Origin of the sequence: Methanosarcina soligelidi, from assembly GCF_000744315.1 — an archaeon.
GTDB classification, from domain to species: Archaea; Halobacteriota; Methanosarcinia; order Methanosarcinales; family Methanosarcinaceae; genus Methanosarcina; species Methanosarcina mazei.
The window spans coordinates 3,958,295-3,973,388 of the sequence record NZ_JQLR01000001.1 but is presented as its reverse complement, the minus strand read 5'-3'; the positions used below and the strand labels follow the sequence as shown (position 1 = coordinate 3,973,388).

At 43.1% G+C, this 15,094-nt stretch carries 12 protein-coding genes and 1 pseudogene; 10 read left to right on the top strand and 3 right to left on the bottom strand.

Going from position 1 to position 15,094, the window contains the following annotated elements; all coding sequences use genetic code 11:
- Window positions 1–379 precede the first annotated feature (379 nt).
- The 8 genes and pseudogenes from M886_RS17015 to M886_RS16970 all read left to right on the top strand — a co-directional run bounded on the left by M886_RS17015 (window position 380) and on the right by M886_RS16970 (window position 10,800).
- A complete protein-coding gene (locus M886_RS17015) occupies window positions 380–2,986 on the top strand; it encodes an S-layer protein domain-containing protein (protein WP_048051568.1) in 2,607 nt (868 codons plus the stop codon).
- Window positions 2,987–3,455: 469 nt separating this feature from the next.
- Window positions 3,456–3,917, top strand: coding sequence for a YqaA family protein (locus tag M886_RS17010; RefSeq protein ID WP_048039923.1), 462 nt, complete (start codon window positions 3,456–3,458; stop codon window positions 3,915–3,917).
- A gap of 510 nt (window positions 3,918–4,427) precedes the next feature.
- Window positions 4,428–5,861, top strand: a pseudogene (locus M886_RS17000) (IS66-like element ISMma14 family transposase).
- 386 nt (window positions 5,862–6,247) lie between these two features.
- The gene (locus tag M886_RS16990) at window positions 6,248–6,955 is read left to right on the top strand and encodes an energy-coupling factor ABC transporter permease (protein WP_011032418.1); all 708 of its coding nucleotides are present in this window, start codon (window positions 6,248–6,250) and stop codon (window positions 6,953–6,955) included.
- Window positions 6,952–7,293 carry an energy-coupling factor ABC transporter substrate-binding protein gene (locus tag M886_RS16985; protein ID WP_011032417.1) on the top strand — a complete coding sequence of 114 codons (342 nt, stop codon included), beginning with the start codon at window positions 6,952–6,954 and terminating at the stop codon, window positions 7,291–7,293. Before M886_RS16990 ends, M886_RS16985 begins: the two co-directional genes overlap by 4 nt.
- A 113-nt stretch (window positions 7,294–7,406) precedes the next feature.
- Complete coding sequence (cbiQ, locus tag M886_RS16980; protein ID WP_011032416.1) at window positions 7,407–8,189, top strand: cobalt ECF transporter T component CbiQ; 783 nt, start codon at window positions 7,407–7,409, stop codon at window positions 8,187–8,189.
- A gap of 10 nt (window positions 8,190–8,199) precedes the next feature.
- Window positions 8,200–9,561 carry an energy-coupling factor ABC transporter ATP-binding protein gene (locus tag M886_RS16975; RefSeq protein ID WP_048039928.1) on the top strand — a complete coding sequence of 454 codons (1,362 nt, stop codon included), beginning with the start codon at window positions 8,200–8,202 and terminating at the stop codon, window positions 9,559–9,561.
- Window positions 9,562–9,756: 195 nt separating this feature from the next.
- Window positions 9,757–10,800, top strand: a complete 1,044-nt coding sequence (locus M886_RS16970; protein ID WP_048051567.1) for a methionine synthase — start codon at window positions 9,757–9,759, stop codon at window positions 10,798–10,800.
- 142 nt (window positions 10,801–10,942) lie between these two features.
- On the opposite strand, the gene M886_RS16965 is transcribed toward M886_RS16970, so the two are convergent.
- The 3 genes from M886_RS16965 to M886_RS16955 all read right to left on the bottom strand — a co-directional run bounded on the left by M886_RS16965 (window position 10,943) and on the right by M886_RS16955 (window position 12,852).
- Entirely contained in the window at window positions 10,943–11,776 is an 834-nt protein-coding gene (locus M886_RS16965; protein WP_015411115.1) for a TIM barrel protein, read from the bottom strand.
- Between the two features lie 138 nt (window positions 11,777–11,914).
- Window positions 11,915–12,247, bottom strand: coding sequence for a hypothetical protein (locus M886_RS16960; RefSeq protein WP_011032412.1), 333 nt, complete (start codon window positions 12,245–12,247; stop codon window positions 11,915–11,917).
- A 140-nt stretch (window positions 12,248–12,387) separates the two neighbouring features.
- Window positions 12,388–12,852, bottom strand: a complete 465-nt coding sequence (locus M886_RS16955; RefSeq protein ID WP_011032411.1) for a phosphopantetheine adenylyltransferase — start codon at window positions 12,850–12,852, stop codon at window positions 12,388–12,390.
- 286 nt (window positions 12,853–13,138) lie between these two features.
- Here M886_RS16955 and radA point away from each other — a divergent pair, with 286 nt between their 5' ends.
- Together radA and M886_RS16945 are read left to right on the top strand one after the other, a co-directional pair.
- The gene (gene radA / locus M886_RS16950) at window positions 13,139–14,116 is read left to right on the top strand and encodes a DNA repair and recombination protein RadA (protein ID WP_048051566.1); all 978 of its coding nucleotides are present in this window, start codon (window positions 13,139–13,141) and stop codon (window positions 14,114–14,116) included.
- 259 nt (window positions 14,117–14,375) lie between these two features.
- Window positions 14,376–15,056: a phosphoglycolate phosphatase gene (locus M886_RS16945; protein ID WP_048051565.1), complete on the top strand. Its 681-nt coding sequence runs from the start codon at window positions 14,376–14,378 to the stop codon at window positions 15,054–15,056.
- Window positions 15,057–15,094 lie beyond the last annotated feature (38 nt).

Sequence of the window (15,094 nt, the reverse complement as noted above, 5' to 3'; positions counted from 1 at the left end):
AACTAATAATACTTGCTAAAAATTAAAATTCTTGAAAATAAGTTCTAAATTTAACAGCTAAATATATAATATTTTTTTATATCTTCCTTTGTTTATTTTTGAGCTGTTATATCCCCTCAATTCTTTTTTAATCCTTTTTTAGACCTTATTTTTTTCAGTTTTTCGTTTTATACATACAGGACAGCCCAAAAACTTTTATCTAATTACTTCAATACTTAGAACTGTATATAGTTGAATATTTCAATATGTTCAAAGTGATATGGGGTATCCGGATACGGGAAAAAATCCAGGGGAGTATTCAGGAACTTTTTTGTTTCTATTTCTCCCGGACTTCCTTACGGCCAAACCCCTGCTCCAATCCATTAAAAGGAGGTTTAACTTGGGGAATAAAAACTACTTAAAAATTCTATGCCTATTTTTAATGCTCGGATTGCTGTGCGAATCCGCAGCTGCACAGGTTTCAGGCTCATCAGGCAACCGCATATGGGATGCAAATTTAAGCCAGAACCTTACCTATACCTGGACGCCTCAGACATATTCAGGTTTTTACTATGACCTGGATACCGGGGAAGGCTCGGAAAATATGACTATCCAGCTTACAGAAGGCAGCCGGAGTGTCCAGAGAAACGGATTGCAGTATGAGACAAGACCCATCGAAACAAACTTCGAATATAGGAACTGGGGCTCTTACCAGGTTATAGGATTTATGGCTGAACGGTATTTCGCTGGATATACTGAAAATTCTAATTTTGTAAATGACGATATCAGCGTAATTTCGGACGGTCAGCTTTCAAAAATATTGATTGACAGCGATGATAGGAAATCCCTCTACACAGGCTCCTCCCTTATACTTGAAGAAGGTTATTCCCTGAACATCGTGGAAGTCGATGTTAACGGAAACACGGTCTGGGTTCAGCTCGAGAAAGACGGAGATGTGATAGACAACGGTTTCCTATCTTCCAACAGTAACTATGTCTATGAAACTGATCTCGGGGACGCAGATGATGTACCTCTGATTGCGGTCCATTTAGCTCAGATATTCAGGGGCACTGAGACAAATGCTATATTTGTAGAAGGAATCTTCCAGATATCGGACGAATATGTCCAGATCGAGAATGGGGACAGGTTCGGGAAAATGGAGATAAGTTCCACTTCAAGTTCCGGAATCATAATGAGAAACCGTGATTCTTTTACTCTGGGCAGAGGGGATACGGTTGACATTATGGGAAAACTCAGCTTTGTCGTGGCTGACTCCAGCGAGCTTCGCTTTGCTCCCATAGTTGAAATTTCCGAACCAGGAACCTATGAACTGAGGGGAACGGTTCATGACGAGACATTTAATACCACTGTCTGGACGCCTTATAACTTTGAAGGGTTCTATTACAGCATAGATGAGAATGTCTCAACCGAAAGCCTGACCCTGACAGAAGAGATTAGCGGCAGGTCGATTGATGACGAGGCCCTTGTCTATTCAACCAGCCCTGCACTCGTGAAATTCGAACAGGAAAGCTGGGGTTCCTATCAGGTCATTGGCTTCATGGCAGAGAAGTATTTTGCAGGCTACCCTGCGAATACCTTCGGAAATTCAAGAAGTGTGAGTGTCCTTTCAGATGATATCCTTGCAAAAGTTTTGATTGATGACGATAACAAGAGGTCTATGTTCACGGGCTCCTCCATAGCTCTTGAAAATGGCTACTCCCTCAAAGCCGCAGAGGTCGATGTAAACGGTAACAGAGTACTTCTCGAGCTGTACAGGGACGGAAAGCTTGTGGATTCCGGGATAACTTCCAGCAACGGGGACTACATCTACGAAGCGGATATCGGCGGGGCGGAAGATGTCCCCATGATCGCAGCCCACATAAGCACAGTCTTCCGTTCACGTGAAACTGACGCTGTGTTTATAGAAGGCATCTTCCAGGTCTCAGATGATTATCTTGAGCTTTCCCAGGGCGACTCCTTCGGCAAGATGGAAATCAGCACCATATCCAGTTCAGGAATTATAATGAAGAACGAGGATTCAATTTCCCTTTCAAGGGGCAATACGATCAGCCTGATGGGCAATGTAAGCTTCAAGGTAGCTGATTCAAATGTCCTGCGTTTCTATCCATTCGTTGAAGTCAAGAGCGCGCCACAGGACCAGCTCAGGATAGAAACCCCTGATGTCTTTGTGGTCGGAGAGGCTGCAGAAATCTCTGTAACCGCAAGGGATGCTGCAGTCAGTGACGTTGAAATCCGGCTCGGCAACCAGAGCATCGGAACCACAGGGGACGACGGGATCCTTGCCTACACCCCAACCCTGGAGGGCGATTTCACTTTATATGCAAACAAGGCAGGCTACCTCTCCGGAAGTAAGGATGTGGATATTGTCGGAGCCGGAGTCCTGAAACTGCTGCTCTCAGTTTCTCCTGAAAACATCAGGGAAGGAGACCAGATAAGCATCAGGGTTACTGATTCTGTAGAGAAACAGCCTGTCCCCGGAGCAGATGTATTCTTTGGAGGGCAGAAAGTTGAAGGTCAGACAGGTACGGACGGCACTGTATCTTACTGGGTAACCGCTCCGGGCACATTCACAGTAAATACTACAAAAGCAGGTTATGAAGAAGGAGAAATTATTGTTGAAGTCTCTGAAGACAAAGCCGAATTCGAGTTTTCAGACCTCTTAATTGAACCTGCTTCTGTTAAGGGCGGAGATGCAGTCACAATCCAGGTAAATGTTACAAACACCGGTAACATTGCAGGAGAAACCGAAGTGGAACTTCTGGTCAACAATGAAACCGTGGACTCCGAAACCGTAAGCCTGGAAGCTGGCGAGACCACAACAGTCGAATTCTCGCACACTGAAAAGGAACAGGGCGACTATACGATTGAGATAGGAGACCTGAGCGGAACTTACGAAGTAACGAAATCAACTCCCTTCCTGACCGGCGCTGCAACCATCGGCATACTTGCCACAGCATTTATACTGCTAAGGAAAAGAAGGGACTGAACAGGTTTCTTCTTTTTCTTAGCAGGGACCGGAAATATTTTTTGATTCCGGTCTTTTTCTTCTTTTTTGTTTTTTAAGCACCATTTAGGACTTATTTAAGTCAAAAGTAAATTATCTGCCCTTTCTCTTCTTTCTGTGCAGTCTGTTTATCCTGGTCGGGCATGACATGCCAGGTCCGGTAAATAGAGTAAGGCTTCAGGATAAGAGATATTTTTGTAATTTAATTTTTTTAGCCCTTTATGAAAAATTTACTCCATACTCTTCTTACCCGGTCCTCCCTGGTCCAGTCCAATACCATTGTCATAAATCAGTTTCTTGAGCGAGCCGGGCAGGTGAAAAGGACAGCGTGGTGTTGAAATTGCACCATAATTCTCAGAAAATCTTCAATTTCCTGTGCTCTAAATGAAATTCGGGTGGCAAGAAACACTTTAAATAGAATCGCAGGCAGGAGTGTAAGAGAAGGATTACCATGTTTGAAACCCTGAGTGCTTTTATTGCCGATTACGGTTACCTGAACCTTTTTGTCCTGAGTTTTCTGGCTTCTACAGTCCTGCCTTTCGGCTCAGAGGCTCTGGTAGTCGCTCTTGTTTACCAGGGGTTCAGCCCTTTTTCTGTGGTTATGGTGGCCACTACCGGAAACTTCCTGGGGTCATGCACCACTTATTATCTGGGCTTAAAAGGGCGGCATGTGCTTGAAAAATACCTTTCTCCTTCTCCGGAAAAGCTCGAGAAAAGTGAGAGGCTTTTCAATAAATACGGGGTTTATACTCTCCTTTTTACCTGGGTTCCGGGCATAGGAGATGTAATTACAATGGTTGCAGGACTTATGCAGCTGTCTTTCAGGTCTTTTTCAGTCCTGGTTTTTATCGGGAAATTCGGGCGTTATTTTGCAATTGCTTATTCGGTAGTATTTTTCAGTCACGGGCTTTGAATTCGTAAATTAGGTTCATAGCAATTGTGGGAATAATGCCTTCACCGGGAAAAATTCAGTGGAAAGAAGCATTAATTCACTGAAAAAGAGCTTTAATTCAGTGGAAAGGAGCTTTAATTCACTGAAAAGGAACATTCTATGATTTCATGATTCTATCCCAAACGAAATTTTCTTTTTAAAAAAGCCTTACTTTTAAATCTTCTTATTTTTATTCAAAAGTATACCCTTCCTGACGATCTTATTTCAAGACTTCTTTTCTAAACGAACCAAATGGATATATTTATATATTTCAGGATACAATACTTTTTTGCTAAAGCAATTTTAGTTGATTATATTTTGCTTTGCTTGCCATTCTGACCTGTCTTCCAGGTCTAAAAACAGGATCTATATACATTATAACCTCCATTTTTATTTTTTTATTTTGTAACTATTCAGGTAGCCTTAACGAGGCTACACATTTTTCCTCGTTCCGAGGAAAAATTGGATATAAAATGATTCCTTTTTAGCTTTATGAAACGTGATGAGATTCTTTCTTACTGTGCTTCAAATCCTGAAATTATTGTAGCTTACATTGAGAGTTTAGAATCTCAAGTTAAAGAACTCACTGAAAGACTTGTAGCCTTAGAATCTCGTTTAAATCAAAACAGTCGTAACAGCAGTCGACCTCCTTCTACTGATTATTTTGTCAAAGAGAAACCTAATCCCAAGAGTCTGCGTAAACCAAGCGGGAAGAAACCTGGAGGTCAGGAAGGTCATCCAGGCACGACTCTTGATATGGTTGATCATCCTGAGTAGGTAATAGAACATTCTTTGACCTGCTGCAAAGAATGCGGATCTACCCTTGAGAATGTTGAAGTTGAAGCTTATGAGAGAAGACAGGTCTTTGACATTCCTCCCGTAAATCTAATTGTTACAGAACATAAAAGTCAGATTAAAACCTGTCCTTGTTGTGGAAAGTTGAATAAAGCCGTTTTTCCCGAATCAGTGAAATATCCGGTTCAGTATGGCCCTAATATTTTAGCTTCAGCTATTTACTGTAAAAATTACCAGTTTGTTCCTTATGATAGAATTTCTGAGTTATTTGAAGACATTATGGGAATAAAAATCTGTCCTGCTACGATAATTAGAGCAGAAAGAGAATGTTTCCAGAATTTAGAGGAATTTGAAAACGTTATTAGAGAGAAGTTATTAGCCTCGCCTGTAATCAATTTTGATGAAACTGGTATGAAGATTGAAGGAAAAAGACACTGGCTTCATGTAGCTTCTAATGAAAAATACACATGTTATTTTGCTCATACAAAAAGAGGAGCAGAAGCAATAGATGCTATGGGAATTCTTCCGAAGTTTAAGGGAGTAGCAGTTCATGATGGATGGAAACCTTACAACGTTTATGATTGTGATCATGCTCTGTGTAACGCTCATTTACAGAGAGAACTTACAGGAATTGAAGAGAACTATAAACAGACATGGGCTAAAGAGATGAATGAACTGCTCACTGAGATGAAGAAATACACTGATGAGTGTAAAGAGCAATTAAGAGAACCTGATTTTGAGCAAATTAAAGCATTGGAAGAAAGGTTTGATGCAATTATCATTAGAGCGCTTGAAGAAAATCCGCATTCTCTAAATCCTGAAAAACAGGGAAAACGCGGTAAAAATCCAAAAACAAAATCAAGGAATCTGCTGGATAGGTTTATAGAACACAAAGAAAAGATTCTGAGATTCCTGACAGATTTGAAAGTTCCATTTGATAATAATCAGGCAGAAAGAGATATCAGGATGATGAAACTACAGCAGAAAATATCGGGAACTTTCAGAAAAGCAATGGGAGCGCAAGCTTTCTGCAGAATTAGGGCGTACATTTCTACAGGAAAAAAGAACGGTTTACCTGTTTTAGAGGGTATTCGTGCGGCGCTCATAGGAGCGCCGTTAACTATACTCTGAGCAGTTACTTTATTTTTTTTATTTTCATTATTATCTTTTTAATCATTATACAACTTTACTTTATTATCTCTTTTTCCCTGCTTACTGATACTGATATTAAATTCTACCTTTGTCAGGATATTTTTCACAGCGTCTCAAGTTATTGATTCATTTTTATTTATTCTTTATAATATATAATGTTCCTGCCAGTTTATGCCTGATATTACTCAAGTTTGCTTGTTCTGTCTTATCTGTCCAGATTTTCAAGAGTTGTATTACCTTCAAATTAATTTTTATAGGCTCTTGTGCACCCGTTTCTCTTCCACCGTAACCTTTATGTATTCTATAACTCAATCTAACTTTACTTAATCCCAATAATCTTTACTTGATATCCTTGCGGTGATCCTATGCATATAATGGAAGGTTTTTTACCTACTCCCTGGTGGCAGTTATGGTTTGCAGTATCAATTCCCGTGATACTGTACGGCATTTACAAAATGAACAATCTGGTCAAAGAAAAACGCGAAATATTGCCTCTCCTTGCTGTCGCAGGTGCGTTTATTTTTGTGTTATCCTCCCTGAAATTGCCTTCGGTAACCGGAAGCTGTTCCCACCCTACAGGAACCGGAGTTGCAGCAATTATATTCGGTCCGGCAATATCCGCAGTGCTCGGGACTATCGTGCTTCTCTATCAGGCACTTTTCCTTGCGCACGGGGGACTCACAACTCTTGGAGCAAATGTCTTTTCCATGGGCATCGTAGGGCCTGTGGTAGCATACCTTGTTTATAAAGCAGGTATGAAAGCTAATATCAACTTCTTTGTCGTGGTCTTCCTTGCTACGGCTTTTGGGGACTGGGCAACCTATCTAACTACATCCGTGCAACTTTCTCTGGCGTATCCTGCAGGTGGAGCGCTTACTATTGCAGGTTTCATGAGTTCATTCGGCAAATTCGCCACAGTCTTTGCAGTTACTCAGGTGCCCCTTGCGATCATGGAGGGAGCTATCAGTGCCCTGCTCTTCAAGTACGTTGTCAACGTCAAGAGCGACATCCTGGTTGAAATGAAAGTCATTGAAGATGCTGTTGTAAGAAAACTGAGAGGTATTTCCGCATGAGCAGAAAACTGGAACTTATTGTACTCGCAATTTTCCTGGTCTTTGCAGTGCAGTTCGTTTATATGTCATCCACGTCAGACGCCGAATACGGAGGAGCTGACGGGGAAGCTGAAAATGTTATCAATGAGATCACCGGCGGAACCTATGAGCCAAATGCAGAACCTTTCTGGGAGCCTCCAAGTGGTGAAATTGAAAGCCTCCTCTTTGGCCTTCAGGCAGCTATCGGCGCAGGGATTATCGGTTATTTCCTTGGCTACTACAAGGCAAAAGGCCGATACGAAAACGATCTTGGATATAAAGATAAAAAAAAGTCAGAAAGTGACAAACATTCCTTATAATTTCTTTTCTACCCCTTTACTTTCCTGCCTTCATTGCAGGAAAGTTTTTATCTTTTGCCTATTATTTTTAACCTTTGATTTTTGCTTAAATCCACAATCTGCGGGTTTGCTATATGACAAATATTCTTGATGATTATGCGCTTATGAGCCCACTCAGGCACATAAACAACTGGCTAAAGCTTGCAATAGTCTTTTTCGGGCTGCTTGTGGGAGTCTCATCCACGTCTCCCATAGCTCCTCTCTTCATAGCCCTCTGCATGAGCTTTGCAACTGTTGTTCTCGGCAGGACTCCCCTCAAATTCTACCTGAAACTCCTGCTCGCTCCTGCAGGTTTCGCTCTTACGGGTGTGATTATTATCGCTTTCTTTTCAGGCTCGGGGCAGGAACTGTTTTCCTTCAAACTCGCGGGTTATCCTCTTGCGGTAACTGCAGACGGGCTTGAGCTTGCCCTCCTTGTGCTTTCACGGTCTTTAAGCGGGATGTGCTGCCTTTACTTCCTTGCGCTTACAACCCCGATGATAGAACTCTTTGCCGTGCTCAGGGCTTCCAGGCTACCGGAATCACTCATAGAGCTATCCATGCTGATTTACCGGTATATTTTTGTTTTCCTGGACATGGTTCTTTGCATAAAATATGCCCAGACAGTGAGGCTGGGCTATTCGAATTTCAGGCGGTCACTCAATTCAATAGCCATGCTCGGGAGCACGCTCTTTATCAGGTCCTGGGAGCAGGGAGATAAGCTCTTCCTTGCCATGAATTCCAGGTGTTATGACGGAAAAATGACCCTTTTCGAAGTGCACAGGCCTGTAAGGGCGGTGGAACTCCTGCTGACCTCTGCTTATTTCCTCTCAGCTCTTGCACTTTTTTATTTTACAAAAAACATATCCATCATTTGAGGAACATATCATGATTATTCTTGAAACCAGGAGCCTTAAATATTCTTACCCTGACGGGACTGCAGCTGTTCAGGACATAAACATAGAGATCAAAAAAGGAAAAAAGGTTGCCTTTGTAGGGCAGAACGGCTCCGGTAAGTCCACCCTTTTCCTGCTCCTTAACGGGACTTTAAAGCCACAGGAAGGTGAAATTCTCTTCCATGGGGTTCCTTTTAAGTACGATTCAAAATCCCTCCGGGAAATCCGGAAATCCGTAGGAATCGTTTTTCAGAATTCCGATGACCAGATCTTTGCTCCCACAGTATACCAGGACGTAGCTTTCGGGCCTGCAAACCTCGGTTATTCAAAAGAAAGAGTCGATGCCTGTGTGCAGAGTGCCCTTGAGTATGTCGGGCTCATCCGCCTGAAGGACAGGCCTCCTCACCACCTCAGCGGTGGGCAGAAAAAAAGGGTTGCAATTGCCGGTGTTATGGCAATGGAGCCTGAAGTGATCATCCTTGATGAGCCCCTCTCAAACCTCGACCCCGTAGGGGCAGACGAGATTATGGATCTTCTCAACGAATTCAACCATTTCGGGAGCACCATTATCATATCAACTCATGATGTGGACCTTGCATACCGCTGGTCTGACTATGTTTTCCTTATGTCAAACAGCAAACTTATAGGGCAGGGTACACCCGCAGAGGTGTTCAAAGAGCAGGAACTCCTTAAAAAAGCGGGCCTGCGCCAGCCCACTACGCTTGAGATTTATCATGAAATTGAGAGAAGAGGCCTTGCATATGGCAGAAACTCCCCCAAAACCATCCCTGACCTTGTCAATACCCTGAAGCCACTTGACCTTATGTGGGTTGACGTCGCTCCCGGAGTCAGGGAGGGAGATAACCTGAATATTGGAGTCATGTACGGAGAGTATGCCACCCAGTCCCCTTACGAGGCGATTAATGCCACTGTCCTGCACATTCACCCCAACGGCAGGGCTATTGTTGAGCTCAAGCGCAAGGGCATCAAAGCCGGCGGAGTGCTGCTTTACGATACTGATAAATATTCCCCGGATGAGGTCAGGCAGATTATCAAAGAAGGAGAAATCGCTTTCGTGGGGGCAATGGGAAAGAAGAGCAAAACCCTTGCCGAACAGGACGGAATTCGCCTGGACGTCACTTCAGGCGTCATAGACAAATCAATCCTTATGGCTCTCTGTGGAAAACGCTGTCTTATCCTTACAGCAGGCGGAATGGTGGACCATGCCCTGAAAAGAACCAGGGAGTACGTGGATAAAAGCGGGATAGAATTTACAGTTGGCGTGGTTAACAGGGACGGAGGATGTAAGTGGCTCGAAGAAACCGAGGGAAGCCCTGAAAAGCTTAAGACATAATTTTCCACAATTTTTTTCTTTTTACGATTTGGCATGAAAGTACTTCCAGATACTTTCATTTTTTGGGCATGTTATTCCAAGATATCATGAGCGTTTTTTTCTTTAGCGTCTAGCAGTGTGAAAATTAGGAAATTCTCATTGTGACACCAGAACAATTTCAATATCTTTAAGATTCTATCTTCCTTAATATACAACATGCAGGAGATTATTTTTATCGATGAAGGCAGCTTCCCCACACCTGAAGGTGTCACAAGGGAGTGGGTGCAGGGTGCGGCGGAAAACCGGGATGAAGATGAAAAACTCTTTTCAATAATAAGAGAGGCTTTTCAGATAAAAATTGATGCGGGAGTGCAAGTTCCCACATATCCCCAGTTCAGAGATATGATAGGGCAGTTTTTTGATATCATAAAAGACGAAAAAAACTGTCATGAGCCTTATGTGTTGAAAGAGGAACGTGCGACTATCCTTGAGCTGGAAGCAATTGATGAAGTTGCAAAGCAGTATAAAATAGAGACCGGAAAAACTCTCGAAGTCAGGGTCTGTATCGCAGGCCCTACGGATATGTATTTTCAGGCTTTTGGAGCAACGGCTTTTGTAGACGTATATAATATCCTTGCTGAGGATATCGAGAAATTCATCAAACAGGCATTTAAGACAGCAAAAAATTTCAAAATTAAAGTTATAGCTCTGGATGAAATCGGCCTTGGATTAAATAATAAAATTCAGTTTTCCGACGATGAAATTATATCGGCTCTTACCGTTGCCTCTACCTTTGCCAGGCAGCAGGGAACAGATGTTGAAATTCATTTATATTCTCCATTGAAGTATGAGCTTATATGCGAGACCCCTATCAATGTCATAGGATTTGAGTATGCTGGAAACCCTTCCTATATTGACCTTCTGGACAGAAAAGTGCTGGAAGATTCTAATACATATGCGGGGGTCGGGATATCAAGGACCGATATTTTTAGCCTTATAAGTATTGTCAATGAAAAGTATGGAATTAATGCCTGGAAGGATAAGGAATACATGCAAAAAATAGTAACCGAACTCGAGACTCCGGATATTATAAAAAAGAGGCTTGAAACAGCTTATTCGGTTCTCGGGGACCGCATAAAGTATGCGAACCCGGACTGCGGGCTTGCATTCTGGCCGGACCAGAAACTTGCTTTCAGGCTTCTTGAGAATACGGCAAAAGCTGTTAACGAATTTAATGTAGAAAGAATAAATAACAAATAAATTGGGTTGAGACCTTTCTTTTTATTCGGCTGTGAGTACCCCGTGTACGCCTTAAAAAATTGTAAGATTAATCTTCAGAAAGGAATTTGAGATTAATCCTTAAAACGACATTCTCAGCCTGTTTTTAGTAAGAACTTCTGGATTATAATTCCGCGTAAGTCCTTTTCAGAAGAAGTGCATCTTCTTCCATTATTGGGCTTTCGCAGATAACAAGCCCTTTAACTTCAAATTCTTTAAGGGCTTTCAGAAGTTCGGGATAGTTAAAATCGGATTCTTTAAGGGTCAGGTGCTTTTTTTCCCCGTTTCTGTCGTATTCTATTCCTGATACGTGCATATGCATGTTTTCAAGCCCTTCTTTTCCAAGGGCTTCCTCCACTTTCGAGAGGATTGACGTAAATTCGGGATAGGAGTTTTCCTTTCCTTCCCTTGCGTGCAGATGGGAAAAGTCAAGGCAGGGCATGACCCCTTCGATTTCTTCGCTTAAAGAAAGCACCTCATCAAGGGTTCCGAACTGAGCACGTTTGCCCATGGTCTCAGGGCGAAGGACTGCATCTATGCTTTCATCCCGGAGCCGTCCTGCAAGCTCACTGAGGGCTTTTGAGACGTTCTGATAAGCGGCTTCCCTGCTGCTCTTCTGGTAAAAGGCTGCGTGCATAACTATCGACTCTGCTCCACAGAGGCTGCCTATCCTTGCAGCCTGATATATCCTTTCCATGCTGGCTTTTAATTTTTCCTCTTCAGAAGAGTTCAGGTTGATATAGTAAGGTGCATGTACGCTCAGGGCTATATTTTCTCTTCTGGCTGCTTCCAGGACGTTTACTGCCCCTTTTTCACTCATACGTACTCCCTGCACGAACTCAAGTTCCATGCAGTCAAGCTCCAGTTCTCTGACCCTAGCTATTCCTGCAACGCTGTTGCTGGCTTTCGTGCTTCTGGGAATTCCTGCAGTCCCAAAAATAAGTTTTTCAGGTAACATGTTAATGCATTTTTTCAGGGTGCTTTTAGTTGGGCTTTTTGAAAATCTGTCTTTCAGCTGTTTTTGTTTACACTATTTTTCTATCTTCAGCTATTTTATCTACTAGCTTTTCAGCTATTTTATCTACCAGCAACTTTTTTAGAAGATTCCTACAAAGTCCTTCAGCTGTTTTGCCCTTTCAGGAGATACTTTTTTCTCGACCACCGCGACCAGTTCTTCAAGATCTTCGTCAAGTGACTGGACATCTTCTTTTCCTTCAAGGGCAAGCCCTACAAGGTAATCAATCTCATCAGCGTCCAGCCTTTCGAGCCTTTCCCTGAAGTCTTCGGGGGATTCGGCAAATTTATGAGAAACCGGGCGAAGTATAAAGGGAAAGTGGTGCCCTGCTTCTCTTGAAATTGTGTTTCCTCCCGCTTCCGGGACGAGCTTATTAAAGATCTCGATGTCTTTTTGTGTAAATTCTCTGGGCATGTTATCACTTTATTATTCTATCCTGATTTATACCTGTTGTAGGCCGGTTATATCTGTTGTCCGATTATATCTGATGCCCGATTATATCTGTTGCAGGGAGAATTTACAAAAAAAGGAGTTCAGGATTTCAAACCTTTTTTTCAAGCTTCTTTTTTTAACCTGCCGTGCCTGTCTATTTCTCCTTTTGAAATCCTGGTAGAAGAAATCGGTATCCCGTCTTCAGCCATCACGTACTCAACATATACAATTTCCAGAGGTTTCTTTCCTTTTTTCTCCCTTATAGTGTTAATTTTCAGGGCAACCGGATAGGTCTCAGGGGAGACAATTATGTGGTCGAAGTCCTCTTCAATAGTTGGGCCGCAGGGATCGTTCAGCCTTGTAACTTCGTATTTCTCTTCCGGAACCCCCATTTTTTTTATATACTCAAGCAGGCGTGACCTTCGGATTTTATAGCTCTCGACGCTGTGGTTTTTTTGCAGCATCTCGTCCGAAGTAAGCCCTATGTAGACTTTTCCACTGCCTGCTATCTCAAACGCTTTTTCAATTAATCTGGCGTGTCCGTCATGAAGATACTGAAACGTACCGCCTACGGCGACCTTTGGCATGATTGGTGATAATCTGCTAAGTAAAAAGAAGTTTTGGTTTTTCTCGGTTTTTTGAGGGCTTTCTGTATTTTTTTCTCTCTTTTCCTCTTTTCTTTTGCAAGTTTAAGTGCCTGAAAAGAACTCTTTTTATCCACTTTTTTGCCAGGTTCTCTCGAATAAATTGGCGCAATTTTTAGCGGTTAAGAATACTTTCACCCCGTCTCCTCTAGTTATATATACGTGCAAAACCATAGTTGAGCCACTGTCATGCACCTTATACAAACATGTGCATCTAGGAGAATTTGTAATGAGCGAAATAGCACTCGAAGAACTGCCAGGAGTTGGCCCTGCTACTGCAGAAAAACTCAAGGAAGCCGGATTTAACACAATTGAAGCAGTCGCTGTAGCGTCTCCTTCTGAACTTGCAACCACAGCCGAAATCGGGGAATCGACTGCCGCAAAAATCATTAATGCCGCAAGACAGGCTGCTGATATAGGGGGGTTTGAGACCGGAGATCTTGTCCTTGAAAGAAGGAAGCTTGTAGGCAAACTTACCACCGGTTGTACCGAATTTGATGAAATGATGGGTGGAGGTGTCGAAACTCAGGCTATTACCGAACTCTACGGAGAATTCGGTTCCGGAAAGACGCAGGTGGCTCACCAGCTTGCAGTAAATGTCCAGATGGACAGGGAACACGGAGGTCTCGGCGGTTCCGTCATTATTATCGACACTGAAAATACCTTCAGGCCGGAAAGGATCACCCAGATGGTAGACGGGCTTTCCGAGAAGTACGGAATGGAACTTAATCCTGAAGAATTCCTGCAGAACATCCATGTAGCGAGAGCTTACAATTCCAATCACCAGATACTTCTTGTTGACTCTGCTGTGGACCTGGCAAACGAACTCAAGGAAATGGGCAAACCCGTTCGCCTCTTAATTGTTGACTCCCTTATGGCTCACTTCAGGGCTGAGTATGTCGGAAGAGGAACCCTTGCAGACAGGCAGCAGAAACTCAACAAACACATGCATGGCCTTCTCCGCTTCGGAGACCTGTTCAACGCCTGTGTTGTTGTTACAAACCAGGTTATGGCAAAGCCCGATGCCTTCTTTGGAGACCCCACAAGGCCAATCGGAGGGCACATAGTCGGGCACACGGCAACCTTCAGGCTTTACCTGAGGAAATCCAAAGGAGAAAAGAGAATTATACGCCTCGTTGACTCGCCCAGCCTCCCGGAAGGAGAAGCTGTTGTTGCAGTAACCACAGCCGGGCTTACTGACCAGTAAACCTGGAATCAAACTCTGATCAAAATACAATCAGAATACGATCAGGATACGATTAGAATACGATTAAAATAAGATTAGAATAAGTAAGGATCTGTGATCAGAATACGATCAAAATACAATCAGAATCGAATAAGACCAGAATCGAATCGATCTGAATCGAATCCGATCTTATTCTGATCATCACACCTGAAACCCAGTCTGCACTTAAAGAGCAATTAATGGGGGAAGCATTTTATTCCTCCATCCCCATATTTTTTTAATGAAATTTAAAGCTCTGGTCATTGACATTGACGGGACAATTACCTGCGAGAACAGGGAACTCCATCTCGGTGCCGTCAAAAAAATGCGCACCCTTAATGTCCCTGTAGTTCTTGCCACAGGCAACATCCTGTGTTATGCAAGGACAGCATCAAGGCTTATCGGGCTTGGAGGAGCTGTGATTGCTGAAAACGGGGGAGCCGTTACTGTCCGCTATGATGTGAATGGCATTTTTGAAGGAAGCCTGGAAGAATGTGAAAAAGCCTTTTCTTTCCTCTCTCAGCATTTCAAGCTCACAAAACTCGACCCCACGTACCGCAAGACCGAGATCGCTCTCAGGCGGGACTTTGACCTTGAAGAAGCCAGATCCCTTCTCGAAACCCAGCCCTTTGACATCGAGCTTGTTGATACGAAATATGCAATCCATATCAAAAGCATAAAAATCAATAAAGGGATAGGGCTCCAGAAGCTTGCCGGGATGATGGGCTTTGAAGCCGAAGATTTTGTGGCAATAGGGGACTCGGCAAATGATGCTGAAATGTTTGAGGCGGCAGGCTTCGGAATTGCTGTTGCGAACGGGGATGAAAGAGTAAAAGAGGTTGCCAATTACGTAACAGAGGCATCTTTTGGGGACGGGGCTGTAGAAGCTATTGAATTCCTTGAATCCAACGGCTGGATATGATGGCTGGATACGATGGCTGGATACGATGGCTGGATATG

Bases quoted from the DNA above. Each gene is read 5' to 3' on its own strand.
- M886_RS16990 (WP_011032418.1), top strand. From the start codon at position 6,248: ATGCATATAATGGAAGGTTTTTTACCTACTCCCTGGTGGCAGTTATGG.
- M886_RS16965 (WP_015411115.1), bottom strand. From the start codon at position 11,776: ATGTTACCTGAAAAACTTATTTTTGGGACTGCAGGAATTCCCAGAAGC.
- M886_RS16955 (WP_011032411.1), bottom strand. From the start codon at position 12,852: ATGCCAAAGGTCGCCGTAGGCGGTACGTTTCAGTATCTTCATGACGGA.
- M886_RS16960 (WP_011032412.1), bottom strand. From the start codon at position 12,247: ATGCCCAGAGAATTTACACAAAAAGACATCGAGATCTTTAATAAGCTC.
- M886_RS16945 (WP_048051565.1), top strand. From the start codon at position 14,376: ATGAAATTTAAAGCTCTGGTCATTGACATTGACGGGACAATTACCTGC.
- M886_RS16985 (WP_011032417.1), top strand. From the start codon at position 6,952: ATGAGCAGAAAACTGGAACTTATTGTACTCGCAATTTTCCTGGTCTTT.
- M886_RS17010 (WP_048039923.1), top strand. From the start codon at position 3,456: ATGTTTGAAACCCTGAGTGCTTTTATTGCCGATTACGGTTACCTGAAC.
- M886_RS16975 (WP_048039928.1), top strand. From the start codon at position 8,200: ATGATTATTCTTGAAACCAGGAGCCTTAAATATTCTTACCCTGACGGG.
- radA (WP_048051566.1), top strand. From the start codon at position 13,139: ATGAGCGAAATAGCACTCGAAGAACTGCCAGGAGTTGGCCCTGCTACT.
- cbiQ (WP_011032416.1), top strand. From the start codon at position 7,407: ATGACAAATATTCTTGATGATTATGCGCTTATGAGCCCACTCAGGCAC.
- M886_RS16970 (WP_048051567.1), top strand. From the start codon at position 9,757: ATGCAGGAGATTATTTTTATCGATGAAGGCAGCTTCCCCACACCTGAA.